Source organism: Delftia deserti (genome assembly GCF_042653485.1).
GTDB lineage: Bacteria > Pseudomonadota > Gammaproteobacteria > Burkholderiales > Burkholderiaceae_C > Comamonas > Comamonas acidovorans.
The window spans coordinates 1,176,050-1,199,613 of record NZ_JBHSIH010000001.1 but is presented as its reverse complement, the minus strand read 5'-3'; the positions used below and the strand labels follow the sequence as shown (position 1 = coordinate 1,199,613).

The following is a 23,564-nucleotide window of genomic DNA, read 5'->3' as shown; positions in this document are numbered from 1 at the left end:
AGATGATCATCCCCATTCACAGTCCCGAGCTGCGCGCCCTGGGCGCCGTGCTCCTGGCCAACGCCACATCCGGCCCCGTGATGGACGCGCTGCACTGCGCCCACATGGAGACCGAGCTGGGCCATTGCATCCGCTTCGCGATCCGTGTGCTGGAGAGCAAGGATCTGGCCGTCGATGTGCTCACCGTCTACGAGTTCATCCAGCAGCGCACCTGCACCATCCGCTTTCCCGTGGGCAGCAAGCAGGCCACCGTGCAGCTGCTGGCCGAGCTGGTGCAGTACTCGGCCACACCCGACGCCGCCCTGGCGTACTTCCTGAGCCGCGCCAATGCCGGCGAGGACGAGCTGGACGTCGAGGAGCAGCCATGGGCCTGATCCAGATGCTCAAGAACGGCGCCGCTCTGCGCTACCGCGAGGGCTTCGGCTTCTACGCCGTGCGCCAGGGCCAGCAGATTTCCGTCGACCAGATCGAAGCCGAGGCCGCCGTGCGTGCCGGCCGAGCCCGGCCCGAAGGCCGTGGCCCGGACAAGTTCGGAGTCTTCCACTTCGCCCTGTCGCGTGGTGCTGCATGAGGGCGCCGTCCGAACGCAGCCTGCAGGTGCTGGCCTTCATGCGCGAGTTCCTCGCCGAGAACGACCAGCTGCCGCCGGCGTGCGTCATCGCCAAGCACTTCGGCTGGGCCTCGGCCAACGCCGCACAGGAACACATCAACTCGCTGCGCGGGCACGGCCTGGTTGAGACCAATGCCTGCGGAAAGCTGCGCTTCGTCCGCGCCACCCCCAACGCCACCGAGTGAAAGCCCCACCCATGATCACCCTCACTCTCCCGTACCCCATCAGCGCCAAGTTCGGCCAGCTGACCATCCTGTCCCGTGCGGAGAACGACCGTTTCGGGCGGACCCAGTGGCACTGCCGCTGCGACTGCGGCAAGGAGCACATTGCGGCGCTTTTCCGGTTGACCAGTGGTCACACGAAATCGTGCGGCTGCATCAGGAAGAAGGGCCAGCCCATTCACCGAATGAAGGGCACGCCAACCTACAACAGCTGGTGCGCAATGAAGCAGCGCTGCAACTATCCCAGTAGCGACGAATACCAGAACTATGGCGGTCGCGGCATCCGTGTCTGTGAGCGATGGAACAAGAGCTTTGAGGATTTCTTCGCCGACATGGGAGAGAGGCCTCTGGGAATGTCCATTGAGCGGATCGATTCAAGCAAAGGCTACGAGCCGGGTAATTGCAAGTGGGCTACTGATCACGAACAGGCCCGCAATCGCCGAAGCACCATCTGGGCGACGCGGGAAGGGCAAACGAAATGCGTGAAAGATTGGTGCGATGCACTGGGTCTTTCTGTGGACCGTGTGTATGGGCGGATTCGTCGCGGCGCAACTCCCGAGGAGGCGCTGCAATGACCGCTGCAATCACGCTCATCCTTCCTTATCCTGTTTCTAGTAATCGCTACTGGCAGACCCGCGTGATCCGCAAGGGCTCGGCCAGCATGGCCATGACCTACGTTTCGACCGAGGCCAAGGCGTTCAAGGAAAAGGTGGGCTGGTTGGCCAAGGCCGCGGGTGTGCGCAGCCCCATTGCCGGCCGCGTTGCCATCGCCTACACCCTGCACCCGCACCGGCCCCAGGACTGGGCGCGCCGGGCGAAGCGCGACCCCATGGCATGGGACGACACCGTGCAGTGCATCGACCTGGACAACGCCCAGAAGGTGCTGTTGGACGCGCTCAAGGGCGTGGCCATCGAGGACGACCGCTGGGTGCGCAGCATCAATGCCCAGCGCGGCGAGCCCGTGGATGGCGGCAAGCTGGTGGTGACCATCACGCCCCTGGCTCTGGCCACCGCGCCCGTGCCGGAGCAGGGCGACCTGCTGGGAGCGCTGGCATGACGGTGCTGGCCAAATGCTCCAAATGTGGCGCCCTCAAGGACCAGGACGAGTTCCCGCATCGCCTGGGCGCGTCGCGCCCGGGGAGCGTGTGCAACGCGTGCAACAGGTCCAGCTCGGCAGAAAGAAACCGCGAGTACCGGCGCAGGAATCGTGAAGCCATCAATGCCCGCCTGAAGGAAAAGCGTGCCGCCGCGCCAGCGCAGGACCGTGACGAGCGCCTGGCACAGCGTGCCGCGCGCGCCATGGCCAGCGCCCGCGCCACGGCCGGCATGGCCTGCTCCAGCACCGTGGCCATGGGCTCGGCCACCGGCCAGGCCCAGCCCAAGGCCGAGATCCTGACCTGCGAGGCCTACCGCCGCGCCGTGGCCGGCCTGCCGTGCATCTCCTGCGGCATTCACGGGCACAGCCAGCACGCCCACCTGAACCTGGGCAAGGGCTTCGCGCTCAAGACCGACGACCGCACCGGCTTCCCGCTGTGCTGCGCGCGCCAGGGCATCGAGGGATGTCATGCAGCCTATGACCAGTACCGCCTGGTTGAAGGCGGCAGGGAAGGGCACCGCGCCTACGGCCTCGAATGGGGCCGCATCACCCGCCACACCATCCAACAGCGCGGACTCTGGCCCGCGCGCCTGCCTCTCTGGAGCGAAGAAGCATGACCAATCCCACCGACAACCTAGTGCGCGCCACCTTTGGCGGCCGGCCCTATCCCCAGATAGAGGAGCTGGTCCAGGACCTGAACGACTGCCTGCGCGAGTACGCCGGCCAGATCCCGCTCGCGGCCGCCATCGGCGCGCTGCGCATCGTCGAGCACGGGCTGCTGGAGCAGCACAGGGAGGCACCATGACGAAACTCGTTCTCACGAAAGACCAGCAGGGCAAGCTCTGCGGCATGGACCCGGCGGGCCAGCGGGCCTACGGCCGGTTCAAGGCGGCGGTGGCTGCCCTGGAGCCGGGCCAGACCATGGCCTTCAACTACCGGCTGCCGCGCAGCCCGAAGCACCACGCCTTCTTCTTCGCCAAGCTGCAGCGCCTGCTGGACAGGACGGAGGCCTTCACCGATCTGGACAAGCTGCGGGCCTGGCTCACGCTCGGCGCCGGCTACGCCTACTTCGTGCCCGGCCTGGATGGCAAGCCCAACGCCATTCCGCAGAGCCTGGACTTCGACTGCATGGACGAGAACGAGTTCTGCGAGCTGCACCGGGCCGTGGATGCCTTCCTCTGGACCGGCCATGCCCAGGCAGTCCTCTGGCCCGCCCTGGACGTGCACCAGCGCTGGGCCTGCATGGAGAGCTTCATGGGAGGGTTCGAGCGATGAAGCACATCCCCAACAAGCCGCGCCGCGTGCCCGACGTGGTGCCGAAATTCTGGCGCGCCAAGCTGGCCCCGACCACGAAGCTGAGCGCCAAGGTGGCCCATCACGACCTGGTGCAGCGGCTGGAGACCGGCACGGCCACCGTGGCGGATCTTTGGGACTGGATCGAGACCGGCTTCACCTACAGCCAGATGATGCGCATGCTCCACGAGGACGGCGAACGCTTCACGGACGAGGCCATCAAGGCCGTGGACGACCAGCTCAACACCTACCCGGCCGTGTGCCAGCGCCTGAAGAAGACGAAGAGGGTGGGCCTGTCTGGGCCAGAACTGCAGATCGCGCGCCAGGCCGCCCAGGTCTTCGACGGCCTCATCGACCTGGACCGCAACGGCATCGCAGTGGCCGCCGTGCAGTGGTCCGATCAGCAGATGCGCCAGATCAGGGGAGCGCTGCACATGCCCTGAAAAAAGGAAAGCCCGCGCGAGGCGGGCGATCCCGGTCTGTGACCTGAGCAATCGCAGTTTACCGGGAGAAGCCATTGACCACCAGCACCACCACGCCGCAAATCGACGACCGCACCAGCGCCGACATCATCTGGGCCACTATCCAGGACCTGCATAGCCAAGAGCAGGTGTGCACGCGCGAGCTTCTGCACGAACTCACTGGCCTGAAGATGCCGATCATCGACGACCATGTGTCGCGGCTGATTGACGATGGGCGTCTGCGCCGCCTGCGTGCTGGCGTGTTCGCGATGCTGATCACGCGCCCTGAACCTGAGGCCTTCTCGATCACTGAACTGCCCGAGGGCCTTGTGATCATTGAAGTTGGTGATCAACAGCTCCGCACCAATGAGGCTATGGCGCGCCGGATTGCCCGCAGCCTGATGGGTTATGCAGTGCAGTTCTCGAACCTCCAGAATCAGCATGATATGGGCGCGATCCTCACGGATTACACCGTGCGTCATCGATCGCAGGCCAATGAAATTCAGGAGTTGCGCAAGGTGGTACAGCAGTTGCAGAAGAGGTTGCAGGATGGGGATGCGGGGCAGATGTCGTTAATTGGGTAAGGTTCCTTTTTCATATGTGTGAGAATTGGTGTTGCTGGCCTCTAAACGCATTGATAGAAAGGTGTATGCCATGGGAATCGAGTCTGAAGAGAAATATGAGATTGAATATTTCGTGAAACCTCCAGATGGCCATTCACTGAAACGACTGGAGTCAGAGTATTACGGCGCAAGCAAGGGCCAAGATGTGGATCGGTATCTTTATGCGTTGCTTGACGCCGATGGCAAAGAAGTGAAGCGCTATGTGCTTAAAGATTCAATGGGAACTTTTCCGCCATTCGCCCGGCATGCCGAGGTGGAAGAGGTCTCGCTCACATATGAGCTTCCGAAGCGGCGTTAGTCGCTGATGTACCAGCCCGCCCCCGGGTAGGGTTCGCCTAAAAGACACGCGCCCGGGAGACTCCGGGCATGCCTTCCACTCCCGCAGTTCCCGATCAAGCCCCCAGCGCAGGTGGCGCAGCCCCCGGTCCCCGCTCCCCTGACTGGGAGCGCATAGAGCTGGACTACCGGGCCGGCATCAAAAGCCTGCGCGAAATCGCCGAAGGCTCCGGCACCAGCCACGTCAACATCTCCAAGCGCGCCAAGAAGCTGGGATGGACGCGAGACCTCACCGCCAAGATCCAATCCAAGGCCGACGCGCTGGTTAACGCGGCCCTGGTTAACACCCCGGTTAACAATGCGTCTCCAGCGGTAGAGCGGGAGACGGTGGACGCCGCTGCCACGACTCAGGCGACTGTGCGTCTGGCAGAGCGCGGCGACATCGTGCGGTGCCGGCGCATCTGCATGGGCCTCATGGATGAGCTGGAGCAGCAGAGCGCGAGCCCGAAGCTGCTGACCGACGTGGCAGCCATCCTGCGCAGTGCCCCGGCCGAGGAACTGACCAAGGAGCAGCGCGGCAAGCTGGCCGAGGCGGCGGGCAAGGCCTCCAGCCTGGCGAACCGCAGTAGCACCATGCGGTCGCTGTCCGAATCCCTGCGCGTGCTCATCGGGCTGGAGCGCCAGGCCTACGGCATCCGCGATGAAATGCCCGAGCCACCGGCCAAGGGCATGGAGAGCGTGACCACGGCCGAGCTGCTGGCCATGCGCGATGCGGTGAGGGCGCGCGCATGAACCTCTCCCCTGAGAAGCAGGCCGCCATGCTGGCCATGATCGAGCGGGAACTGGCGGCGCGGCAGCTGGACCAGTACGGCCCCTACGGCAAGCAGCGAGAGTTTCACCGTGCTGGCGCGTCGTTCAGCGAGCGCCTGTTCATGGCCGGCAACCAGCTCGGCAAGACCAAGGCCGGCGGCGCCGAATGGGCCATGCACCTGACGGGCCGGTATCCAGACTGGTGGGACGGTGCCACCTTCAACAAGCCCGTGACCTTCTGGGCCGGCTCCGTGACCAGCGAAGCCACGCGCGACAACCCGCAGCGCATGCTGCTGGGCCCGCCGGCCACGGTGGATGCCTGGGGCACGGGCATGGTGCCGCGCGATGCCATCAAGGCCACCACGCGCGCCATGGGCGTTGCCAACCTGCTGGACAGCGCCGTGATCCGCTGGGGTGGTGGTGGCGATGTGCAGGCCGGCGAATCCATCATCGCCTTCAAGTCCTACGAGAAGGGCCGCGAGAAGTGGCAGGGCCCAACCGTGGATGGCGTCTGGTTCGACGAGGAGCCGCCGCAGGACATCTACGCCGAGGGCCTGACCCGCACCAACAACGGCCAGCGCGGCCAGTTCGCGCAGACCACCTTCACCCCGCTGCTGGGCATGTCGGACGTGGTGATGCGCTTCTTGATGCCCGAGGCAGACGACCCTGGCGCCAAGGCCCGGCACGTCACCAGCATGACCATCTGGGACGTGGACCACTACTCGCTGGAGCAGAAGCAGTCCATCGTCGCTAGCTACCCGGCGCACGAGCGTGAGGCGCGCTCCAAGGGCATCCCGACGCTGGGCAGCGGCCGGATCTTCCCCGTGGAAGAGGACAGTATCAAGGTGCAGCCTTTCCCAATCCCTGCTCACTGGGTGCGCATCAACGGCCTGGACTTCGGCTGGGACCATCCCACGGCCGCCGTGCAGCTGGCCTGGGACCGAGACAGCGACTGCCTCTATGTGATCCAGGGGCATCGCCAGAAGGAGGCCACGCCCATCCTGCACGCCGCGACGATCAAGGCTTGGGGCGACTGGGTGCCTACGGCCTGGCCCCACGACGGCCTGCAGCACGACAAGGGCAGCGGCGAGCAGCTGGCCGTCCAGTATGCGAAGACCGGGCTGAAGATGCTCAAGGATCGCGCCACCTTCGAGGACGGCAGCAATGGTGTCGAGGCCGGCCTGATGGAGATGCTGCAGCGCATGCAGACCGGACGGCTCAAGGTGTTCGCCCACCTGGAGGACTGGTTCAGCGAGTTCCGCCTGTACCACCGCGAGGACGGCAAGGTCGTGAAGAAGCAGGACGACCTGATGAGCGCCACCCGCTACGCCGTGATGATGAAGCGCAAGGCCATCGTGCGACCGGCCCCGGCCAGCGCCGCAGCCTCGGCCTGGCAGCCACTGGACAACGAGATAGGGTACTGACATGCAAGCCACCGCCAACCATGGGGGCCTGCTGGCCCAGCAGCACGACGACAGCGGCGAGCCCCAGCGCGACCTGCGCGCCGAGTTCGTCCTGACGCTCCTGTCCAAGCGCCGCGAAGCCATTGCCGGCCGCGCTGGCTCCGGCATCGAGGAGGAGTGGACTGAGGACGAGGAGCACTACCAGGGCATCGACGACGCCAACCGCAACTTCCAGAACGCCAACCAGCTGTACCGCAGCAGGAAGGCGGCCATCATCGGCGGCCAGCCCAAGCAGCAGGGCCCGGCCCGGTCGGTTGTGTTCCTCAACATCACGCGCCCCTACACCGATGCAGCCAGCGCCCGCGTGGCGGACATGCTGCTGCCCACGGATGATCGGGCCTGGGAGATCAAGCCGACGCCGCTGCCGCGCCTGAGCGGGCCACAGCTGACCATGCTGGCCCAGGCCATGGGCGCCACGGACCCCGCAGCCGTGCATGAGCAGATGGCCGCCCAGGCGGACCAGGCCAAGGAGGCCGCCGAGCGCATGCAGCAGGCCATCGAGGACCCGCTGGTGGAAAGCAACTGGCATGGCGAGGTGCGCCAGGTCATCGAGGACTCCGCGCGCATTGGTTCGGGCGTGCTCAAGGGGCCGTTCCCCATCACCCGCACGGCGCGCATGACCCGGAAAGACCCGGCCACGGGCATGACCGAGTTCATCAAGGTGGACGAGATCAAGCCAGGCTCCAAGCGCATCGACGTCTGGAACTTCTTCCCGGACCCGTCCTGCGGAGAGAACATCCACAACGGCAGCTACACCTGGGAGCGCGAGCACATCGGCCGGCGCCAGATCAAGGAGATGGCGGCCGATCCCAGCTACGAGACTGCCGAACTGCTGGCCGTGCTGCGCGAAGGCCCGGCCCGCACCCGCGAGGGCACGGAGGCCGTCTACCGTCCGGGTGAGGACGAGTTCGAGATGTGGATCTTCTACGGCCACTGCGCCCGCGAGCACCTGGCGCGCCTGGGCGTGGAGATGGAAGAGGGCGACGAGGACCGCGTGCCCACCATGGCCGTGATGATCAACGACCGCCTGGTCAAGGTCGTGCTCAGCCCCCAGGATGACGGCGAGTTCCCCTACGACGTGCTGGCCTGGCAGCGCCGCCCCGGCATGCCCTGGGGTGTTGGCATCAGCCGCCAGATCCGCACGGCACAGCGCATGCTCAACGGCTCGGCCCGCGCCATGATGGACAACGCCGGCCTCTCGGCCTCGCCCCAGGTGATCATCGGCAACGGAATCACACCCCAGGACGGCAACTATGCGCTGCGCCCGGGCAAGGTCTGGCGGGCCGAGGCGGATGCAGATGCCTCCGACGTGCGCGCCGCCTTCAATGCTTTCGTGGTGCCCAGCGTGCAGGCACCGCTGATGAACATCATCAACTTCGCCCTGAAGATGGCTGAGGACACCACGGGCATGCCGGCCATGCTGCAGGGCATCCGCGGCGATGCGCCCAACACCCTGGGCGGCATGCAGATGCAGAACAACAACGCTACCAGCGTGCTGCGGCGCCTGGCCAAGCGTTTCGACGACTACATGACCCGGCCGCACATCCAGCGGTACTTCGACTGGATGATGACCTACTCGGACGACGAGTCCATCAAGGGCGACTTCCAGATCGACGTGCGCGCCTCCTCTGCGCTGGTCGAGCGCGACGCCCAACAGCAGTTCCTGATGACGCTGCTTCAGGTGTCGGCCAATCCCATCTACGAGCTGGACCCGGCCAAGCTGGCGGCCGAGCTGTGCAAGGGCCAGCGCCTGGACCCCACCAACTTCCAGTACACGGATGAGCAGAAGGCTCAGCGCGCCCAGCAGGGCCAGGACCCGACGGTGCAGGCCAAGGCCCAACTGCTGGCCGCCCAGGCTCGCAAGGCCGATGCCGACGCCACCAACACCGGCATGGAGACGTTGTACAGCGGCGTGCAGACCGGCCAGCTCATTTCGATGAACCCGGCCGTGGCCACGCTCGCCGACGGCTTGGCCAGGTCGGTGGGCTTCCAGGACCAGGATGCCGCGCCCATCGTGCCGCAGGGAGGCTGGATCACGCCCCAGCAGCAGCCCGACCCCGGCGCTATGCCCAACAACACCGACCCGCTGACGCCGCTGCGCCCGGACAGCCCTCTGCTGGGCGTGCGCCAGGGCATCGAGACGCCGGCCGCTGACGGCGCGCGGGGCTGACCCCCGGCCAGGGTTCGCTCCAGCGGGCGTTCCTCCGGACACTGCAAGCCATGACGAACCAGGGTATCGACTTCACCTCACCGACGTGGCGCGCCATCGAGCGCCATGCCAACGCGCAGATCGACACCCTGCGCAAGAAGAACGACAGCCCAACCATGGACGCGCTGCGCACCGCTGAACTGCGTGGGCGCATCGCGGCCTGGAAAGAACTGCTGGCACTGGACAAACCAGACCCGGCACATACCGCTGACATCGGTGGCCCCGGCTACTGACCTCAGCACGACATACAGGAGTGCATGACGCATGGACGAGCAACAACAGCAGGAACAGCAGGCTCAACAGCAGGCCGAGGCCCGTGCTCAAGAGGAGGCCGATTTCCATCGCGCCTTCGCTGAGACGTCCGGCACCGAGCCGCCCGCATCCACTGCAGCGCCGGTAGGTGCTGCGGCCGAACAGGGCGGCAAGGAAGCTGTGACGCAAGAAGCCAGCGAGCAACAGCAGGAGGAGGCCACGGCCGCCGCCGGCACTGAGGGGCAGCCCGCCCAGCAGCAGCCGGCCACGACCGAGGACGACGATCCTGTCGAGTTCGCCGGCTTCAAGCGCAGCGAGTTGCGCCGCCTGCTGGGCAACGCCGCCGAGGTGGACACGCTCAAACGCCAGTTGGACAAAGCACACGGGAGCATCGGTGATCTGCTGCGCAAGTCGCAGCAACCCGCTCCCGCGGCCCCAGCAGCCCCGGCGCCCGCAGCGGCGCCCGAGCTGCCACCCCAACTCAAGCAGTTCGAGCAGGACTATCCCGACGTTGCCGAGTACGCCCGGGCGTTGATCGGTCTCCACAACCAGCAACCTCGCCAGGAAGCCCCACCAGCCGAAGCGCAGCAACCCGTGGCCACGGGCGAAGCGCCGCAGGTCCAGGCCGGGCACGACCCCATGGCGCTGGAGCTGGCCGTGATGGACCGCATGCACACAGGCTGGCGCGACAAGGTGGGCTCGCAGGAGTTCAACCTGTGGCTCACCGCTCAAGGGGAGCAGGTGCAGCAGGAGTTTGCTGACGCGGTCACGGCCGACAGCATGGGCTCCGTACTGGGTAAATACGACGCATGGACCACCGCCCGCACCGCCGCCGCCGACAAGGCCGCGAAGGGGCAGGCACGGCTCAAGGCGGCCGTCACGCCCAGCGGCAACGCGCCGCGCCCCCAGGCCGCGCCCACTGAAGAGGAAGAATTCTTGGCCGCCTTCCAGGCCACCATGGGCCAGCGCTGAGATAGCCAGGCCCGAAGGAGAACATCATGGCTCAATACGAAAGCGGCAACCCGGCGCCGCGGATCGGCAAGATCAAGGGCGACATCCTCGCCCACGCTGTGGCGAGCGAAGTGCTGGGCATCACCGGCCAGCAGCGCGCGCTTCCCAAGAACCAGGGCAAGACCATCGTGCACCGCCGCTACCTCCCCTGGGGCGCAGCGAACACGGACTGGAACACCCGCAACCGGCCCAAGGCGGACCCGGTGGCCCACGAGCTGACCGAAGGCGTCACGCCCGGCGCAGACACGCTGGTGCCGCAGGACATCCAGGTCACCATCAAGCAATACGGCTGCCTCTACCAGCTCACCGACCAGACGGTGGACACGTACGAGGACGACGTGCCGGCTGAGATGAAGAAGCAGTGCGGCGAGCGCATTGCCCTGGTGCGCGAGATGATCCGCTACGGCGTGCTCAAGGCCTGCACCAACGTGTTCTATGCCGGTGGCGGTGCCAGCCGCGCTGCTGTGAACGCGAAGATCAGCCTGAACCTGCTGCGCAAGATCAGCCGCAACCTGCAGGCCAACCACGCCAAGCGCATCACGGGCATCCTGTCGCCCTCGGCGATGATCGCCACCAAGCCCGTGGAGGCCAGCTACCTGGTCTTCGTGCACACGGACGCCGAGGCTGATATCCGCGACCTGCAGGGCTTCGTGCACGTCAGCGCCTACGGCAGCCGCAAGCCGGTTCACACCCAGGAAATCGGCTCCTGCGAGAACTTCCGCTTCATCACCAGCGCAGAACTGGCGCCCTATGCCGGCGCTGGTGCAGCCATCGGCAGCACCGGCCTGACGGGTGCGACCAACGTGGACGTCTACCCGTTCATCATGGTCGGCGAAGACGCCTGGGGCCAGCTGGCACTGCGTGGTTCCGACTCCATCGACCCGACCTACATCCCGCCCGGGGTGAAGGACAAGAGCGATCCGCTGGGCCAGCGCGGCTACGTGGGCGCCAAGTTCTACATGGCCTGCACCATGCTCAACGAGGGCTGGATGGCGGTGGCCGAAGCCGGGGTGACCGCGCTGTAAGGCCGGGGAGGGCTTCGGTCCTCCCTCCACTCTGAACCTCAACTCCCACGGAGAACGCATCATGGCCGACAACACCGCGGGCCAGACCCGCACCAAGACCGACAAGCAGGACTCCCAGAGTTCCGCCCAGGGCAAGGTGGTCTACGACGCCACCGCCATCGTCGCGGGGGACACCACCCGCATCGAGACCGGCTTCAAGCCCAGCCAAGTCCGCTGGATCAACGTCACCGACCGCGTGCAGATCGAGTGGTTCGAGGGCATGGCCGCTGGCTCTTGCCTCAAGACCGGCGCCGATGGCGTCCGCACCCTGGACGCTGCCAACGGCATTACGGTCGATGAACGCGGCTTCCGCGTGTCGCAGAACGCCACCCTGGCGGCCGTCCTGGCTTCCAAGACCTGCGTCTACGAAGCGCGCAGCTGAAGCCCCCCCCCCGTGGTCCTGGGGCACTCGCCCCGGGCCACCTCACATCCCCGCAAGGACATCAACATGGCCACCACCCCCCGCAAGAACGAAACGGACGCCACCAACGAGTACCTGGGCGCCACGCCTCCCATGGAGTTCGGCATCGTGCCCGACTTCTCGGCTGAGATCATCGACACCCCGGTGACCCTCAAGGACGCCGAGCTGGAAGCCTTCATGAACGAGCCCGTGATGGTCACCGTGTTGTCCGGCGGCCGCGACAACGAGGCACCGTTCGTGCAGGTCTCGGTGAACGGCGTCATCCAGATGTTCCGCCGCAACTTCCCCATCGTGGTCAAGCGCAAGTTCGTCGAGCGCCTGGCCCGTGCCAAGGAGACCGGCTACGACCAGGAGCTGGACGACCGCCTGGGCGAGCGCATGAACGCGGTGCAGCCCATCAACAGCCTGCGCTACCCGTTCCAGGTGAACCGCGACGACAACCGTCTGGGCCAGGCCTGGCTGCGTTCGATCCTCGCCTCCTGACCTGAAGGCCCGCCATGACCCTCGAAGACCTGATCAAGCAGTACCGGGCCGACTCCATGGACGAGGCCAGGGCTACTGGCGGCGGCGATACCGATGTGTTCTGCAGCGATGAGCTGCTGACCATCTACGCCAACGAGGCCCAGGTCGAAGCCTGCCGCCGTGGCCAGCTCCTGCGCGATTCGGTCTCTCCCATGTGCCGCATCCCCTTCCTGGCCGGCGCCGAGACGGTGGACCTGGACAGCAGGGTGGTGCGCATCCTGCGCGCCTTCATCAACGGGCAGGAGGTCGGGGAGATCTCGGTGGACGAGATGGACTGCCACCACCCTGGCTGGCAGTTCCAGGAGCGCCAGGACGTGCCGCAGCGCCTGGTGGCCGGCATGACCACGGGCAAGCTGCACCTGTGGCCCAGGCCTGCAGCAGACGGTGAGCTGCGGCTGACCGTGCAGCGCCTGTCGCTCAAGCCAATGCGCACCTGCATGGACAAGCCCGAGATCCGGCCCGAGCTGCACTTCGCCCTCGTGCACTGGATGCTGTACCGGGCCTATGGCCGCGAGGACACCGACATGCACAACGACGCCAAGGCTGCCGTGGCACTGGCCAAGTTCGAAGCAGAGTTCGGGCGCAAGGTCAGCGGACGCAATGAAGAGTGGGTGCGCTCGCGCGAGGTGGGTGTGCCTGGGCCGCTGGCTTGAGCGCCTTATGGCGGGTTTGTCGTCCCCATGGCCTGCCGGATCAGGCAGTATGAATTCTTCAGGCCTTCAAGTTGAAATTTCGACGGTGTCGGAGTTCCTCGCCTGAACGCCGCGTGCCAAGAAGAATTCTCCTCAGCGACGAAGCCAACTGGTGCGTCGGGAAACTGGTCTGCCGTCAAATCCACAATTAGGTTGCCACGTTGCAGCCACGCGTGGCTTCCCTCTGTATGTTCATGGACATTTCCTCTGTATCCGATGACATAAGAAAACCCCTCAATTCCAACTTCTTTGAGATAAGCCCCGAATAGCCGAGAGGTGTCGCCACATGCACCATGAGGAAACCTCTGCAAATTGAGAGCTAGGAGGTGTGGAGGTACTCGCAAAATTGCGTTCTTAAAGTCTCTGCCGAGAGCACGGATTTTTTCAGTCTCCAAGGTTCGTCCCTTATTCGTTGAGATCAGGCGGCGCCGATGTTGTGCCCCCACTGGGGTTCGACGGGCCGACAGCATATCCGCACACTGCCATGAGCAACTCCGCAAGGAACACTCATGGCCACGAATCCCCTTCTCGAAGCAGCCCAGCGGCGTGACGCGCTGATCAACCAGATCCCGGTGGGAGGCAATCCGCAGGCACCCACGCCCGACGGCTCCCAGAGCAATCCCCTGAACAACGACTTCGGCCGCAACCTGGCCGCGCTGCCCAGTGCGGGCGGCATCCCGGGCGCTGCGCTGCGTGGTACTGGTCTGGTTGCGCGGGCCTTCGGCGCATCGCAGCCGGCCATGTCGGGGCTGGGCCAGGCCGCCCAGGCTGCTGCACCCTATGCGCCCGTGGTGGGCGGTGGTGCTGCGCTGGCGACTGCTGCTGGTGCCCAGAGCCCAGCACCCGCCAGCCCGATCACGCGCCAGTCCAATCCGCTCGTGGCCGCCGCGATGGAGCAGCAGGCGGGCGCGCCCGGAACTCCAGGCTCCCCTGGCGTCGCAGCTGCGCCCATGCCTGGCGCCACGCCATCTCCTGGCCCGGCCAACATCACGCGCCAGGGCAACAGCTACAGCGGCCCCGCCAACATCAGCGGCGACATCACCATCAACAGCAAGCCCCCTGGCGGCACCATGAACTCGCTGCCCAGCGGAGCGACGCCTGGATCGCAGATGCAGGACATCGCCCCGGGCCTGTCGTCGTCGCTGGGCAATCCCCTCGTGCAGGCCGCGAACATTGCCCACAGCGGCAACGACTGGGCCTCGCGCAACGCGCTGCGCAACGCGGAGGTGTCGGCCAGCTCCATCAAGAACACTCAGCAGTGGGGCGGGCCAGGGGCCGAGAACAACCCCGCCGTGCAGAAGTACCAGTCCATGCTGGCGACAGACCAGGTGCTGCAGCAGGCCGACCCAGGCCTACAGGCAGAAGGCATGCGCCAGGGCAATTCGCTCGTGCGCGCGATGTTGGAGCAGCAAGGCCAGAACCAGCGCGCCGGCCTGCATGCCGGGCTGACGCAGCAGCGCCTGGACATGGACCGCGAGACTCAGGGCTACAGCAACCGCACGAACCGGCTGGTGGAGGCGGCACGCAGCCAAGTGGCGCAGGAACAAGACCCGACCAAGCGCCGCAGCCTGGTGCAGTACATGCGGGACATCGAGGGCGCGACGCAGCAGTCTGATCCGTATCTGGTGGTGCCCGGTGGGCAGCAAGTGGACCCGACCAGCGGCCGGGCCTACAACACGCCGTCCACGGTGTTCAATCGCCAGAGCGGGCAGTTTGTGCAGCAGCCGGGGCAGGGTGGGCCTATCTCTGTGACGAGTCAGGCGCAGCTCAGTGCATTGCCCCCTGGCACGTTGTACACGGCACCTGACGGACAGCAGTATAGGAAGAACTAGTTGACGGGGGGGAGTTCTTCTTCCACCAGCCGTCTTCGTCATACAGCCGACTGCACCCCAACCAAGCCCGCACCGCGCGGGCTTCGTCGTTTCTGGGCAACAGTGGTCCGAGAAACCCCGATTAGGGTGTTCGCGCACGGACGCGAGCCCCGTACCGTACGGGCATGAGCAACACCAACGCATTCCCATCCCCATGCCCGCTGTGCGGCCAGACCGCGACCACGTTCTCGGAGCATTACGACAGCCGTCACCACTACTTCTGCCCGGGCTGCCGCGAGATCAAGGTGAACAAGCTGGTACGCGATAGCCTGCGAGAAGCCCCTGCAGAGGTTCGTGAGGCCCTATCGGCACAGGCGCGAGCATTGCGCGAGGGCGAGTACTTGAACTTCACCCGGGATTTCGACCAGCCGATGCAGGGAGAGCACCGGTCGCCCTGGAGCGCGGAGGTGCGCACGCGGCCCGTGTGAGCAGCGCCCAAGGGAAAGGCCCGCTGGGCGGGCCCATGGGAGGGCCTCTAGCGCGCCGCTGGCGGCTTACCGGTCAGTTCGTTGACGCATGCCGTGACCTGCTGTACGACGGCCGCATCTTTTTTCATCCGCCCGGAAAAGATGCGAGAGGATGCCCCCTTCTCAGTAAAGCCGACCCAGATGGTTTTACCTGCCAGGATTGATGCGATTGCTGTGATGGCGGATGCGGCATCCACCGAAAACAGGTGATAGGGCGGCGCGTCACCGGGAACAATTTTCCCGTTCAATGGTGCTAGAGGTGTGCCGCCTTCAATGCGTATCCATGCGACTTGATCACCAACCATTCTGGTCACCATCTTGCCGCTTTCCATGCTTGTGATCTGGTGACCGGCCTTCACCATGCTTGGCGCGTCGACATGAATGGCCACTGAGCCTGCGATTTGATCCGCCTCCAGCGTCGTGCCTGGTTTGATTGCAGCGCCGTTGAAGCTGACGCCACATGAGGTGACCACGCCTTTAGGTGCAAGCATCGTCGCTTGCATCTCAAACTCCATTGGCGAGACTGCCTGTGCATGGGCGCTCGATCCCAGTAGGCATGAGGCAGCTGTCAAAAGGGTGATGGCGTAGTTCATTGGTGTCCTCCTGCCGGGACTCTAACAGCGCAAGCCGGGGCTTTTTCACGCCCCCGCCCAGGGTTCGCGCGATCACGCCCCGGTGCGAGCGTCGGGGCGGGAGTTCAGTTGCAGTTCCAACTCGATCCAGAGCCAATGCAGGTCTTGCCCTGGGGGCTTGTCAGAGTTTTGCCATTCGGGCTCATGCGGTAGCTGTTCCCCTCGGTGTCGAAGCAGTTGCGCCCTTTGCACCGGCCTATGGTTGTTGGGTGCGGGCCATCATCGTCGTATCCGTGCGGAGAAACGACGACCTTGGGCGGCTCCTGCATCAGCGGCGTACTCGTTCCGCATGAGGCGTTCACGCTGGAGATTGCCGCGTTTGTGCGCATCCGCTTTTCGTCTTGCGAGATGGTCCGAATGCTCGAAACGAACTCCAACTCCTTTCGAGCCTCCTTGCAGGCTTGCGTGGTCGAAGGATTGGCCGGCGCCTGCTGCACTGCACGTGCTTGCTGATTTATCAGGCGCTGCTGCATTTCCATCTGCTGTTGCTGTGCCTCAGCGGCGCGCTGTTGGTACTTGCGCTCATTGGCTTCTGCGGCTTGCATACGTTCCCGGTAAATCTCAGCGTCCGTTCTGCGCCGCTCTTTCAGGCCACCGCTCTGATTACTTGCGCACGGGCGATCAGAGAAATTCACATGCCCGGATGCATCCTTGCACTGATAGACCTGTGCCAGAACTGGAATTGAAAAGCTAAAAAGAATGAGTGCCGCCATTGCGCCGCGCATGTGTGTCTCCCAAAGGAATTGGCACGATGGTAGCTGATGCCCCCGTGTAGGGTTCGCGCCCCAGCCCCTGCGTGGGAACACTGGGGGCATGGCACAAAGCAATGAATGGTGGAAGCAAGGATCCACGCCCGTTGAATCCGCTGCATCCGGTGGCGACTGGTGGAAGCAGGGTTCGACGCCTGTTGGCGATGGCGCGCCCAAGCCCAAATCCCGCAGCCCTCTAACCGTCCTGAACGACACGGCCATCGAGGCAGCGAACGCGGCGGCCGGCGGCGTATCGGCGGCGGCCAACTTCGTGAAGCCCGGCAACGACGTCTCTGGCTGGATCGACAAGAGCATCATTCAGGCCGGCGAGGCTGCCCAGAGCGACGTGGTCAAGGCCTCGAAGCAGCAGTTCCGCCAGGAGGTGCAGGACGCTAATGGTGTCGGCGGCGAGCTGGCGGCCGTGGGCAAGTACGTGGCACAGAACCCGCTGCTGGCTGCGGCGCAGGCGGCGGGCTCGTTCGCTGGGCCGGGCCTGGCGGTCAAGGGCGCTGGGCTGGCGGCGCGTGCCGGCGGCCTAGCCGGCAAGGCAGTGGAGACGGCCGGGCGCGCGGGCGGCGTTGCTGCTGGTGCTGCGATGGCTGGTGGTGATGCTGCTGGCACGGCCTACGACCTGGCCAAGCAGGGTGGCGCCACAGAGGACCAGGCCGTGTCTGCGGCGCGCGGTGCCAGCGTACTGCCGGCCGTGATCGGTGGTGCTGGCGGTGCCTTCGGCGCTGAGCGGCTGCTGGCCGGCGGCAAGGGCTTTGCCGGTGGTGCTGCTGCGCGCGCCCTGAAGACGGGTGCCAGCGAGGCGGCGCAGGAAGGCTTGGAAGAGGGCGTCACCCAGTACGAGGGCCAGCGGGCGGCCATGCCGTTCGACCCGAGCATCGATCCCTCGAAGGGCGTGGCGGCGGCTGCCGGCATGGGCGCGGCCCTGGGCGGCGTCACGGGCGCCAGCACGTCGCTGCTGACGGGCGGGCACTTGCGCAACAGGCCGACGCAGGCGGGCGAACAGGCGCCCGACACGCTGCCCGATGTGCGCAGCTACGCCGCCACCATCGACCAGATGGTGCTGCCCGAGAGCCAGCAGGAGTACCGCGACATGCTGGCGCGCGCCACGGATGAGAGCCTGTCCGCGACCGAGCGGGAGGCTGCTGCCAATGCGCTGCACCGGGCCTTCAATCCCGACCTCTACCAGCGCACCAGGCCTGAGCCGCTGCAGTTGGGCAACCAACCGCCTGAGCGCCTGATCTCCTTCCCTGATGGCAGTGTCGGCCGGGTGGGCGAGGTGGAGAGCTACCTGGCCAACCTGCCCGAGGACCAGCGCGAGGAAGCCCGGGCCAGGATCATGGGCCAGTCCATCCGCGAGGTGAACGACCCGGCCGCGCAGCAGGCCCGCCGCTGGTGGGAGAACTACGGCGACGGCGCCCCCCAGGCGCCAGGCCCCGACTACCTGGCCGAAGTCCAAGCCGCCGTGCGCAGCGGCACGCAGTTCTCCACCCAGCAGACGGTGGACACGGTGCGCGATGCCATGGAAGACGCCTGGCTGGCCCAGAACGTGGGTGCTGATCCTGCTGGTGCGCCAGCCCCTGGTGCCGGGCTGCAGGCGGCCGATGCCATGGCCGCGCAGCTGCAGGGCCAGTTCCAGCAGGCCAGCGAGGATGCCGGCATTGCCGCCGTGGACGCCCGAGTGCGCACCGGCCGCATCTTGTCCGGGCTGCAGAACCTGCTGGATGGCGGCGCCGAGAACTCGGCCCAGGTGCTGGGCGGCCTGAACGAGGGCCTGGCCCGCATCAACGAGCAGCCGCTGGACACCGCAGAGACGCAGCGTGTGCGCCGCATGGTGGACGCCTACATGGGCTTCCGGGGGGTGGGTGAGCCTGCGCCGCTGCCGGCCGACCGCGCGCCAGCGGTGGACCCCTTCGCAGACAACGCCGCCATGGAGGCGCTGATCCCACAGCGTCCGCTGCAGCGCCCGTCCGAGCGCATGGGCATCAACCCCGCAGACGGCCCGCTGTCGCGCGGCGCAGCCATGGCTGTGGATGCCGGCTTTGACGCCACCCAGCAGGCCGCCCTGCAGGCCCAGGAGATCGCAAATGCCCAAGGTGCCCAGGCACAGGCTGCCGCCGTGGCCGCCCCAGCAGCCAATCCCCCAGCCGGACCCGGCGCCCTGGAAGCCGCTGGGCCTGGCCCCCTGACCCAAGCCACAGGAGCCCCCTTTGCCCCGCAAGCCGATCAAGCCCAGCAAGCTGGCGCGCAACCTCCGCAAGCAACTGGAGCGCCAGGCGCGCCGGCTGCTGGTGCTGCTGCAGCGCAGGAAGGTCTGACGAATGCCAGCACCACGACTTTCAACGATGGCGCGCAAGGCGGCCCGGCGCCAGGCGCGCAAGGACAAGCGCAGGCGGCAGCAGCCCGCCCGGCCAACTGGCGATCCAGCGCGCTACCTGCCGGCCGCGTGGCCCGGAGTCTGGGAATAGATCCCAAGGGCAAGAGGCTGGCGCAGATCCTGCAGGAGGTGGATGCTGCTGATGCGGCGCGTGCCGGCCAGCAGCAGGCCAGCCTGCAGTTCAGCCGTGGCCCTGGTCCTGACAGCGAAGGAACGGCGCCGGCTGCAGCGCAGCCGCCGGCCATGCGCCGGGCCACTACGTTCGCCGAGGCGCGCCTGGCGGCCAAGGCGTTTCAGGGCAAGCAGCTGACGAACGGGCAGACGGGTCTGCAGGCGGTGGTCTCGCGCAACAGCCTGGACAAGATGCTCAGCAGCAAGGCTGTCGGCAAGTCCTCGGGCGCGCCTGCGCACTCCACGGCCGTGGCCAGCGTGGATCGTCTGTTCGAGGGGGCAATACTGGGCTGGTCGAAGGAGGACCGGGACAGCAATTCGAACTTGGCCGCCGTGCATCGATTCTTCGCGCCCATGGTGTTCGACGGGCGCCAGATGCTGGCCAAGATCACGGTGAAGGAGACGGTGGACCCGAACCACTCGAATCCGGTCTACACCGTGGAAGCCGTGGACTTCAACGAAAAATCCCCCGCAGCTCAATGGGTGGACGCATCTGCCAGGGCCGATGGCCTTGACCTGACTTCCATCCGCTCTGCGGGGGACGTGGTCAGTTTAGCGCAGGCCATCGAGCAGCGCAACGCAGGGGGTCCTCAGCAGCGGGAGTGGGCCGTCGAGATTGCCGGCGGAGCCGACCCTAAAACAGCCCTCGCGCAGCCCCGCGACGTGAATCCGGGCCGCTCTACCGAGGACGGCGCCAGTGTAGGCCAGACCGGCGCGGACCCTGAATTCAGCCGCAACATGCCAGAGGAGTTGGCCCAGGCCATCCGCAAACTGCGCCCGCCAGTCTCCGCCGCTACGAACGCCTCTGTGCGCCAGGCTGTGAACCAGCTGGTGGGTGGCATGGGCGTGCTGCCCAACAGCCTGGGCCGCATCGTGGTTACCACCTCGGACGACATCCGTGCCAACTGGGAGCCGCTGATCGGCCCTGTGGCCATGGGCGCCGAGGGTGGCGGCAAGGCCCAGGGCTTCTACGACCCCAACACCAAGACCGTGTTCATCATCTCGGACCACATCGTGGCCGGCGACGAGCTGGGCGTGGTGGCGCACGAGCTGATGCACAAGCACGGGCCTGCGGTGCTGGGTGAGGAGGGCTGGAACCAGCTGCATAGCGCCATCGGCAGATGGGCCAGTGCGCCCGAGGGCAGCCTGGAGCGGCAGGTCTACAACGAGGCCGCCGCCCGCGTGCAGGCCTCCGGCCCCGAGTTGTCCACCCAGGAACTGTTCCCCTACGCCGTGCAGGTGGCGCTGGAGATGGGCGTGCGTCCGAATGCCCTGGCCAAGCCCGGCACCGTGGCGCGTTGGCTGGACCAGGTGCGCAAGGTGTTGCGCCAGGTCTGGGCCAAGATCGCTGGCAGCCGCAGCGACTTCGCCAGCCAGGACCTGGTGAACCTTGCCTTCGGCATCGCGCAGCGGGAGAACCCCGCCTTTGCTGGCGAGCTGGACGGCGCGGCGACTGCCCAGGATACCTCCCGCCCAGCCGCGCCCCCGGCTGCATCGGCGGCCGCGCCAGCCCATGCCGCCCAGGGTGTGCAGTTCAGCCGCGCCGCCCCGGCCGCGCCCGCCACCAGCGACTACAGCCCCAAGCAGGCTCGCGCTGCCGAGCGAGTGTTTGGTGCCCAGGTCAAGCAGACGCTGGCCGAGAAAGCCTTGGCCATGCGCCACAACCTGGGCACGAAACTGCGACAGGGCCTTGTTGATCAGTTTGCCCCCCTCAAGGAGATCAGCGAGAAGGCCTACATCCTGGCCCGCATGTCCAAGGGGACCGACGGCGCCGTGGAGGCAACGCTGCTCTACGGCAAGATCTTCCTGCGCGATGGTGTCTACGACGTGGACATCAAGGACGGCGGCTTCGCCAAGGTGCTGGCGAGTCTCAAGGGTGAGCACGACCGCTTCTTCCATTGGGTGGCGGCGATCCGTGGTGAAAGGCTGAAGGCCGAGGGCAAGGAGAATCTGATGTCCAGCGAAGACATCTCAGACCTCAAGACGCTCAACGCAGGACGCATGGCTGACGGCACGCCTCGAATGCCGCTGTACGCCGCAGCCCTGCGGGAACTCAACGCCTACAACGAGGCGGCTTTGAAGGTCGCCCAGGAATCGGGCCTGATTGATCCTGCAGCGCTGGAGATCATGAAGGGCCAGCCCTATGTTCCGTTCTACCGCCTCATGGAGGAGGACGGCGGAATGCGTGGCCCGCGCTTCAGCTCCGGGCTGGTGAACCAGCAGGCCTGGAAGAAGCTCAAGGGCGGGACACAGCAGCTCAACGCTGACCTGCTGCAGAACACGCTCATGAACTGGAGCCACCTGTACGCCGCCGCCGCGCGCAACCGCGCCTCGCTGGAGACCATGGACGCGGCCGAGAAGCTGGGCGTGGCCTACCAAGTGCCTGCCGACACCAAGGGCGCCGTGAAGGTGATGCGCGAGGGTGTGGCGGAGCACTGGGCTGTCGAGGACCCTTACCTGGTCGATGCCATCTCGGCGATGAGCTACACGCCCAGTGGTGCGGCCAAGGCCATGGCACCGTTCAAGCGCCTGCTGACCTTCGGTGTGACTGTGAACCCCACCTTCAAGATCCGCAACCTGATCCGCGACAGCCTCTCGGCCATCGCCCAGAGCGACCTGAGCTACAACCCGCTGGAGAACGTCGCCAAGGGCTGGAAGGCCACGGACAAGAACAGCCAGACCTACGCCTCCATGCTGGCCAGCGGCGGCATCATCAAGTTCGGCACGCAGGAGAACACCAACCAGCTGCGCGGGAAGATCGAGCGCCTGGGTGGCACCATGCTGGACAAGCAGGGCTTCGACAAGCTCAAGGACCAGATGCGCTCCCTGTGGGAGGTGTACGAGGAATTCGGCGACCGCACCGAGAACGTCAACCGCACGGCGCTGTACGAGCGCCTGCGCGCCAAGGGCCTGAGCCATGCCGAGGCCAGCTTCCAGGCCCGGGACCTGATGGACTTCAGCATGTCCGGCAAATGGGAGACGGTGCGTTTCCTGGCCCAGACCGTGCCATTCCTGAACGCGCGCCTGCAGGGCCTGTACAAGCTGGGCCGCGCCGCCGGTGAGGACCCGCGCCGCTTCGCCGCCATGGCCGGCGCCGTGTCGCTGGCCAGCCTGGGCCTGCTGGCCGCCTATGCCGATGACGACGACTGGAAGAAGCGCGAGGACTTCGACCGGGACAATTTCTGGTGGTTCAAGATCGGCGACAAGGCCTTCCGCATCCCCAAGCCCTTCGAGGTGGGCGCCATCGGCACGGTGGCCGAGCGCACGGCCGAGCTGATGATGAGCGAGGAGATGACCGGCAAACGCTTCGGCCAGCGCATCAGCGACATGGTGTTCAACACCTTCGCCATGGACCCGACGCCCCAGGCCATCAAGCCTTTCTTGGACGTCTACGCCAACAAGGACAGCTTCAGCGGCCGGGCCATCGAGGGCATGGCCGACGAGCGCCTGCGCCCGCAGGACCGCTACAACGAGCGCACCTCCGAAGTGGCGCGGCTGCTGGGCTCCTGGGGTCTGCCGGACCCGGTGCGCCTGGCCAAGGGCGAGTACTCGGGCTTGAGCCCGAAACAGGTGGACTTCCTGCTGCGCGGGTACTTCGGCTGGCTGGCCACGGTGAGCACCACGGCCACGGACACCATCGCGCGCCCGTTGCTTGATCGTGGCGAGCGCCCGGCAGCACGCCTGCGAGACACCTTCGTAGCAGGCAACTTTGTCGAGGAGCTGCCCACGGGCTCCAGCCGCTACGTGACCACGATGTACGAGCAGGCCAAAGACGTGGAGCAGGCCTGGGCCAGCCATCAGGCTGCGATCAAGTCCGGCGACGTGGAGCTGGCGCGCAGCATCCAGGAAGAGGAGGGGCCGAAGCTGCGCAACCGTATGGCCATCAACGCCGCCAAGCAGCAGATGGCCGAGCTGGGCCAGCGCGCCAAGAAGATCGAGGGGGACCGCCTGATGAGCGGCGAGATCAAGCGAGAGCGCCTCACGCAGATCGAGCAGCAGCGCAACGCCATCGCGCAGCGCGTGGCGGGGCTCACAGACTGATCGCGCCGCGCCGGATGAACTGCCAGATGAAGCCCACGGCGCCGAGCCCGATGATGATCAGCCAGTAGGTCTCAATCATCGAGCGGCGCTCGGCGGGCGTGGTCAGCTTGAAGAAGAGGATGGCTGCGATCACGAGCAGCCAGAAGATGATGCCGGGCATGGAGACATGGTAGAGGCCGGCGCGTGCCGTCGCAATCCTAACTGCGTGGCACACCCCCGCCCA

26 protein-coding genes are annotated in these 23,564 nt (G+C 66.2%); 23 read left to right on the top strand and 3 right to left on the bottom strand.

What is annotated here, in order from left to right:
- The first annotated feature begins 2 nt into the window (after positions 1-2).
- The 22 genes from ACFPFG_RS05695 (at position 3) to ACFPFG_RS05590 (ending at position 15,323) form a co-directional block, all read left to right on the top strand.
- On the top strand, positions 3-374 hold the full coding sequence (locus ACFPFG_RS05695) for a hypothetical protein (RefSeq protein ID WP_380105517.1): 372 nt from the start codon (positions 3-5) through the stop codon (positions 372-374).
- Positions 365-571 (top strand): hypothetical protein, encoded by a 207-nt coding sequence (locus ACFPFG_RS05690; RefSeq protein WP_380105515.1) that lies wholly within the window; start codon positions 365-367, stop codon positions 569-571. Before ACFPFG_RS05695 ends, ACFPFG_RS05690 begins: the two co-directional genes overlap by 10 nt.
- Positions 568-795, top strand: a complete 228-nt coding sequence (locus ACFPFG_RS05685; protein WP_088164602.1) for a LexA family protein — start codon at positions 568-570, stop codon at positions 793-795. The genes ACFPFG_RS05690 and ACFPFG_RS05685 overlap by 4 nt, the downstream gene beginning before the upstream one ends.
- Before the next feature lie 11 nt (positions 796-806).
- Positions 807-1,406, top strand: a complete 600-nt coding sequence (locus tag ACFPFG_RS05680; RefSeq protein WP_380105512.1) for a hypothetical protein — start codon at positions 807-809, stop codon at positions 1,404-1,406.
- Entirely contained in the window at positions 1,403-1,888 is a 486-nt protein-coding gene (locus tag ACFPFG_RS05675) for a RusA family crossover junction endodeoxyribonuclease (protein ID WP_380105511.1), read from the top strand. Before ACFPFG_RS05680 ends, ACFPFG_RS05675 begins: the two co-directional genes overlap by 4 nt.
- Complete coding sequence (locus ACFPFG_RS05670; RefSeq protein WP_380105509.1) at positions 1,885-2,544, top strand: hypothetical protein; 660 nt, start codon at positions 1,885-1,887, stop codon at positions 2,542-2,544. Before ACFPFG_RS05675 ends, ACFPFG_RS05670 begins: the two co-directional genes overlap by 4 nt.
- The gene (locus ACFPFG_RS05665; protein ID WP_380105507.1) at positions 2,541-2,732 is read left to right on the top strand and encodes a hypothetical protein; all 192 of its coding nucleotides are present in this window, start codon (positions 2,541-2,543) and stop codon (positions 2,730-2,732) included. Before ACFPFG_RS05670 ends, ACFPFG_RS05665 begins: the two co-directional genes overlap by 4 nt.
- The gene (locus ACFPFG_RS05660; RefSeq protein ID WP_380105505.1) at positions 2,729-3,202 is read left to right on the top strand and encodes a hypothetical protein; all 474 of its coding nucleotides are present in this window, start codon (positions 2,729-2,731) and stop codon (positions 3,200-3,202) included. Before ACFPFG_RS05665 ends, ACFPFG_RS05660 begins: the two co-directional genes overlap by 4 nt.
- A complete protein-coding gene (locus ACFPFG_RS05655; RefSeq protein ID WP_380105503.1) occupies positions 3,199-3,663 on the top strand; it encodes a hypothetical protein in 465 nt (154 codons plus the stop codon). The genes ACFPFG_RS05660 and ACFPFG_RS05655 overlap by 4 nt, the downstream gene beginning before the upstream one ends.
- A 74-nt stretch (positions 3,664-3,737) precedes the next feature.
- Positions 3,738-4,265 (top strand): hypothetical protein, encoded by a 528-nt coding sequence (locus ACFPFG_RS05650; RefSeq protein WP_380105501.1) that lies wholly within the window; start codon positions 3,738-3,740, stop codon positions 4,263-4,265.
- Between the two features lie 70 nt (positions 4,266-4,335).
- On the top strand, positions 4,336-4,602 hold the full coding sequence (locus ACFPFG_RS05645; RefSeq protein WP_380105499.1) for a hypothetical protein: 267 nt from the start codon (positions 4,336-4,338) through the stop codon (positions 4,600-4,602).
- 68 nt (positions 4,603-4,670) lie between these two features.
- On the top strand, positions 4,671-5,372 hold the full coding sequence (locus ACFPFG_RS05640; RefSeq protein ID WP_380105498.1) for a hypothetical protein: 702 nt from the start codon (positions 4,671-4,673) through the stop codon (positions 5,370-5,372).
- Entirely contained in the window at positions 5,369-6,814 is a 1,446-nt protein-coding gene (locus ACFPFG_RS05635; protein WP_380105496.1) for a terminase large subunit domain-containing protein, read from the top strand. Before ACFPFG_RS05640 ends, ACFPFG_RS05635 begins: the two co-directional genes overlap by 4 nt.
- A gap of 1 nt (position 6,815) precedes the next feature.
- Positions 6,816-9,023: a portal protein gene (locus tag ACFPFG_RS05630; protein ID WP_380105494.1), complete on the top strand. Its 2,208-nt coding sequence runs from the start codon at positions 6,816-6,818 to the stop codon at positions 9,021-9,023.
- 50 nt (positions 9,024-9,073) lie between these two features.
- Positions 9,074-9,295 (top strand): hypothetical protein, encoded by a 222-nt coding sequence (locus ACFPFG_RS05625; RefSeq protein WP_380105492.1) that lies wholly within the window; start codon positions 9,074-9,076, stop codon positions 9,293-9,295.
- Positions 9,296-9,326: 31 nt separating this feature from the next.
- Complete coding sequence (locus ACFPFG_RS05620) at positions 9,327-10,286, top strand: hypothetical protein (RefSeq protein WP_380105490.1); 960 nt, start codon at positions 9,327-9,329, stop codon at positions 10,284-10,286.
- Between the two features lie 26 nt (positions 10,287-10,312).
- On the top strand, positions 10,313-11,350 hold the full coding sequence (locus tag ACFPFG_RS05615; protein WP_250440054.1) for a N4-gp56 family major capsid protein: 1,038 nt from the start codon (positions 10,313-10,315) through the stop codon (positions 11,348-11,350).
- Between the two features lie 61 nt (positions 11,351-11,411).
- Positions 11,412-11,771, top strand: a complete 360-nt coding sequence (locus ACFPFG_RS05610) for a hypothetical protein (protein WP_380105488.1) — start codon at positions 11,412-11,414, stop codon at positions 11,769-11,771.
- 66 nt (positions 11,772-11,837) lie between these two features.
- The gene (locus tag ACFPFG_RS05605) at positions 11,838-12,293 is read left to right on the top strand and encodes a hypothetical protein (protein WP_374623765.1); all 456 of its coding nucleotides are present in this window, start codon (positions 11,838-11,840) and stop codon (positions 12,291-12,293) included.
- 14 nt (positions 12,294-12,307) lie between these two features.
- Positions 12,308-12,985 carry a phage adaptor protein gene (locus ACFPFG_RS05600; RefSeq protein ID WP_380105486.1) on the top strand — a complete coding sequence of 226 codons (678 nt, stop codon included), beginning with the start codon at positions 12,308-12,310 and terminating at the stop codon, positions 12,983-12,985.
- Positions 12,986-13,533: 548 nt separating this feature from the next.
- A complete protein-coding gene (locus ACFPFG_RS05595; protein ID WP_380105485.1) occupies positions 13,534-14,856 on the top strand; it encodes a hypothetical protein in 1,323 nt (440 codons plus the stop codon).
- A 164-nt stretch (positions 14,857-15,020) separates the two neighbouring features.
- Positions 15,021-15,323, top strand: coding sequence for a hypothetical protein (locus tag ACFPFG_RS05590; protein ID WP_380105483.1), 303 nt, complete (start codon positions 15,021-15,023; stop codon positions 15,321-15,323).
- A gap of 47 nt (positions 15,324-15,370) precedes the next feature.
- On the opposite strand, the gene ACFPFG_RS05585 is transcribed toward ACFPFG_RS05590, so the two are convergent.
- Positions 15,371-15,955: a hypothetical protein gene (locus ACFPFG_RS05585; protein WP_380105481.1), complete on the bottom strand. Its 585-nt coding sequence runs from the start codon at positions 15,953-15,955 to the stop codon at positions 15,371-15,373.
- A gap of 104 nt (positions 15,956-16,059) precedes the next feature.
- Positions 16,060-16,707, bottom strand: a complete 648-nt coding sequence (locus ACFPFG_RS05580) for a DUF4124 domain-containing protein (RefSeq protein WP_380105479.1) — start codon at positions 16,705-16,707, stop codon at positions 16,060-16,062.
- A 100-nt stretch (positions 16,708-16,807) separates the two neighbouring features.
- Between ACFPFG_RS05580 and ACFPFG_RS05575 the strand changes: the two genes are divergently transcribed.
- The gene (locus ACFPFG_RS05575; RefSeq protein WP_380105477.1) at positions 16,808-23,341 is read left to right on the top strand and encodes an LPD38 domain-containing protein; all 6,534 of its coding nucleotides are present in this window, start codon (positions 16,808-16,810) and stop codon (positions 23,339-23,341) included.
- Here ACFPFG_RS05575 and ACFPFG_RS05570 read toward each other — a convergent pair.
- Positions 23,331-23,501, bottom strand: coding sequence for a hypothetical protein (locus tag ACFPFG_RS05570; RefSeq protein ID WP_170962017.1), 171 nt, complete (start codon positions 23,499-23,501; stop codon positions 23,331-23,333). The genes ACFPFG_RS05575 and ACFPFG_RS05570 overlap by 11 nt on opposite strands.
- Between the last annotated feature and the right edge of the window lie 63 nt (positions 23,502-23,564).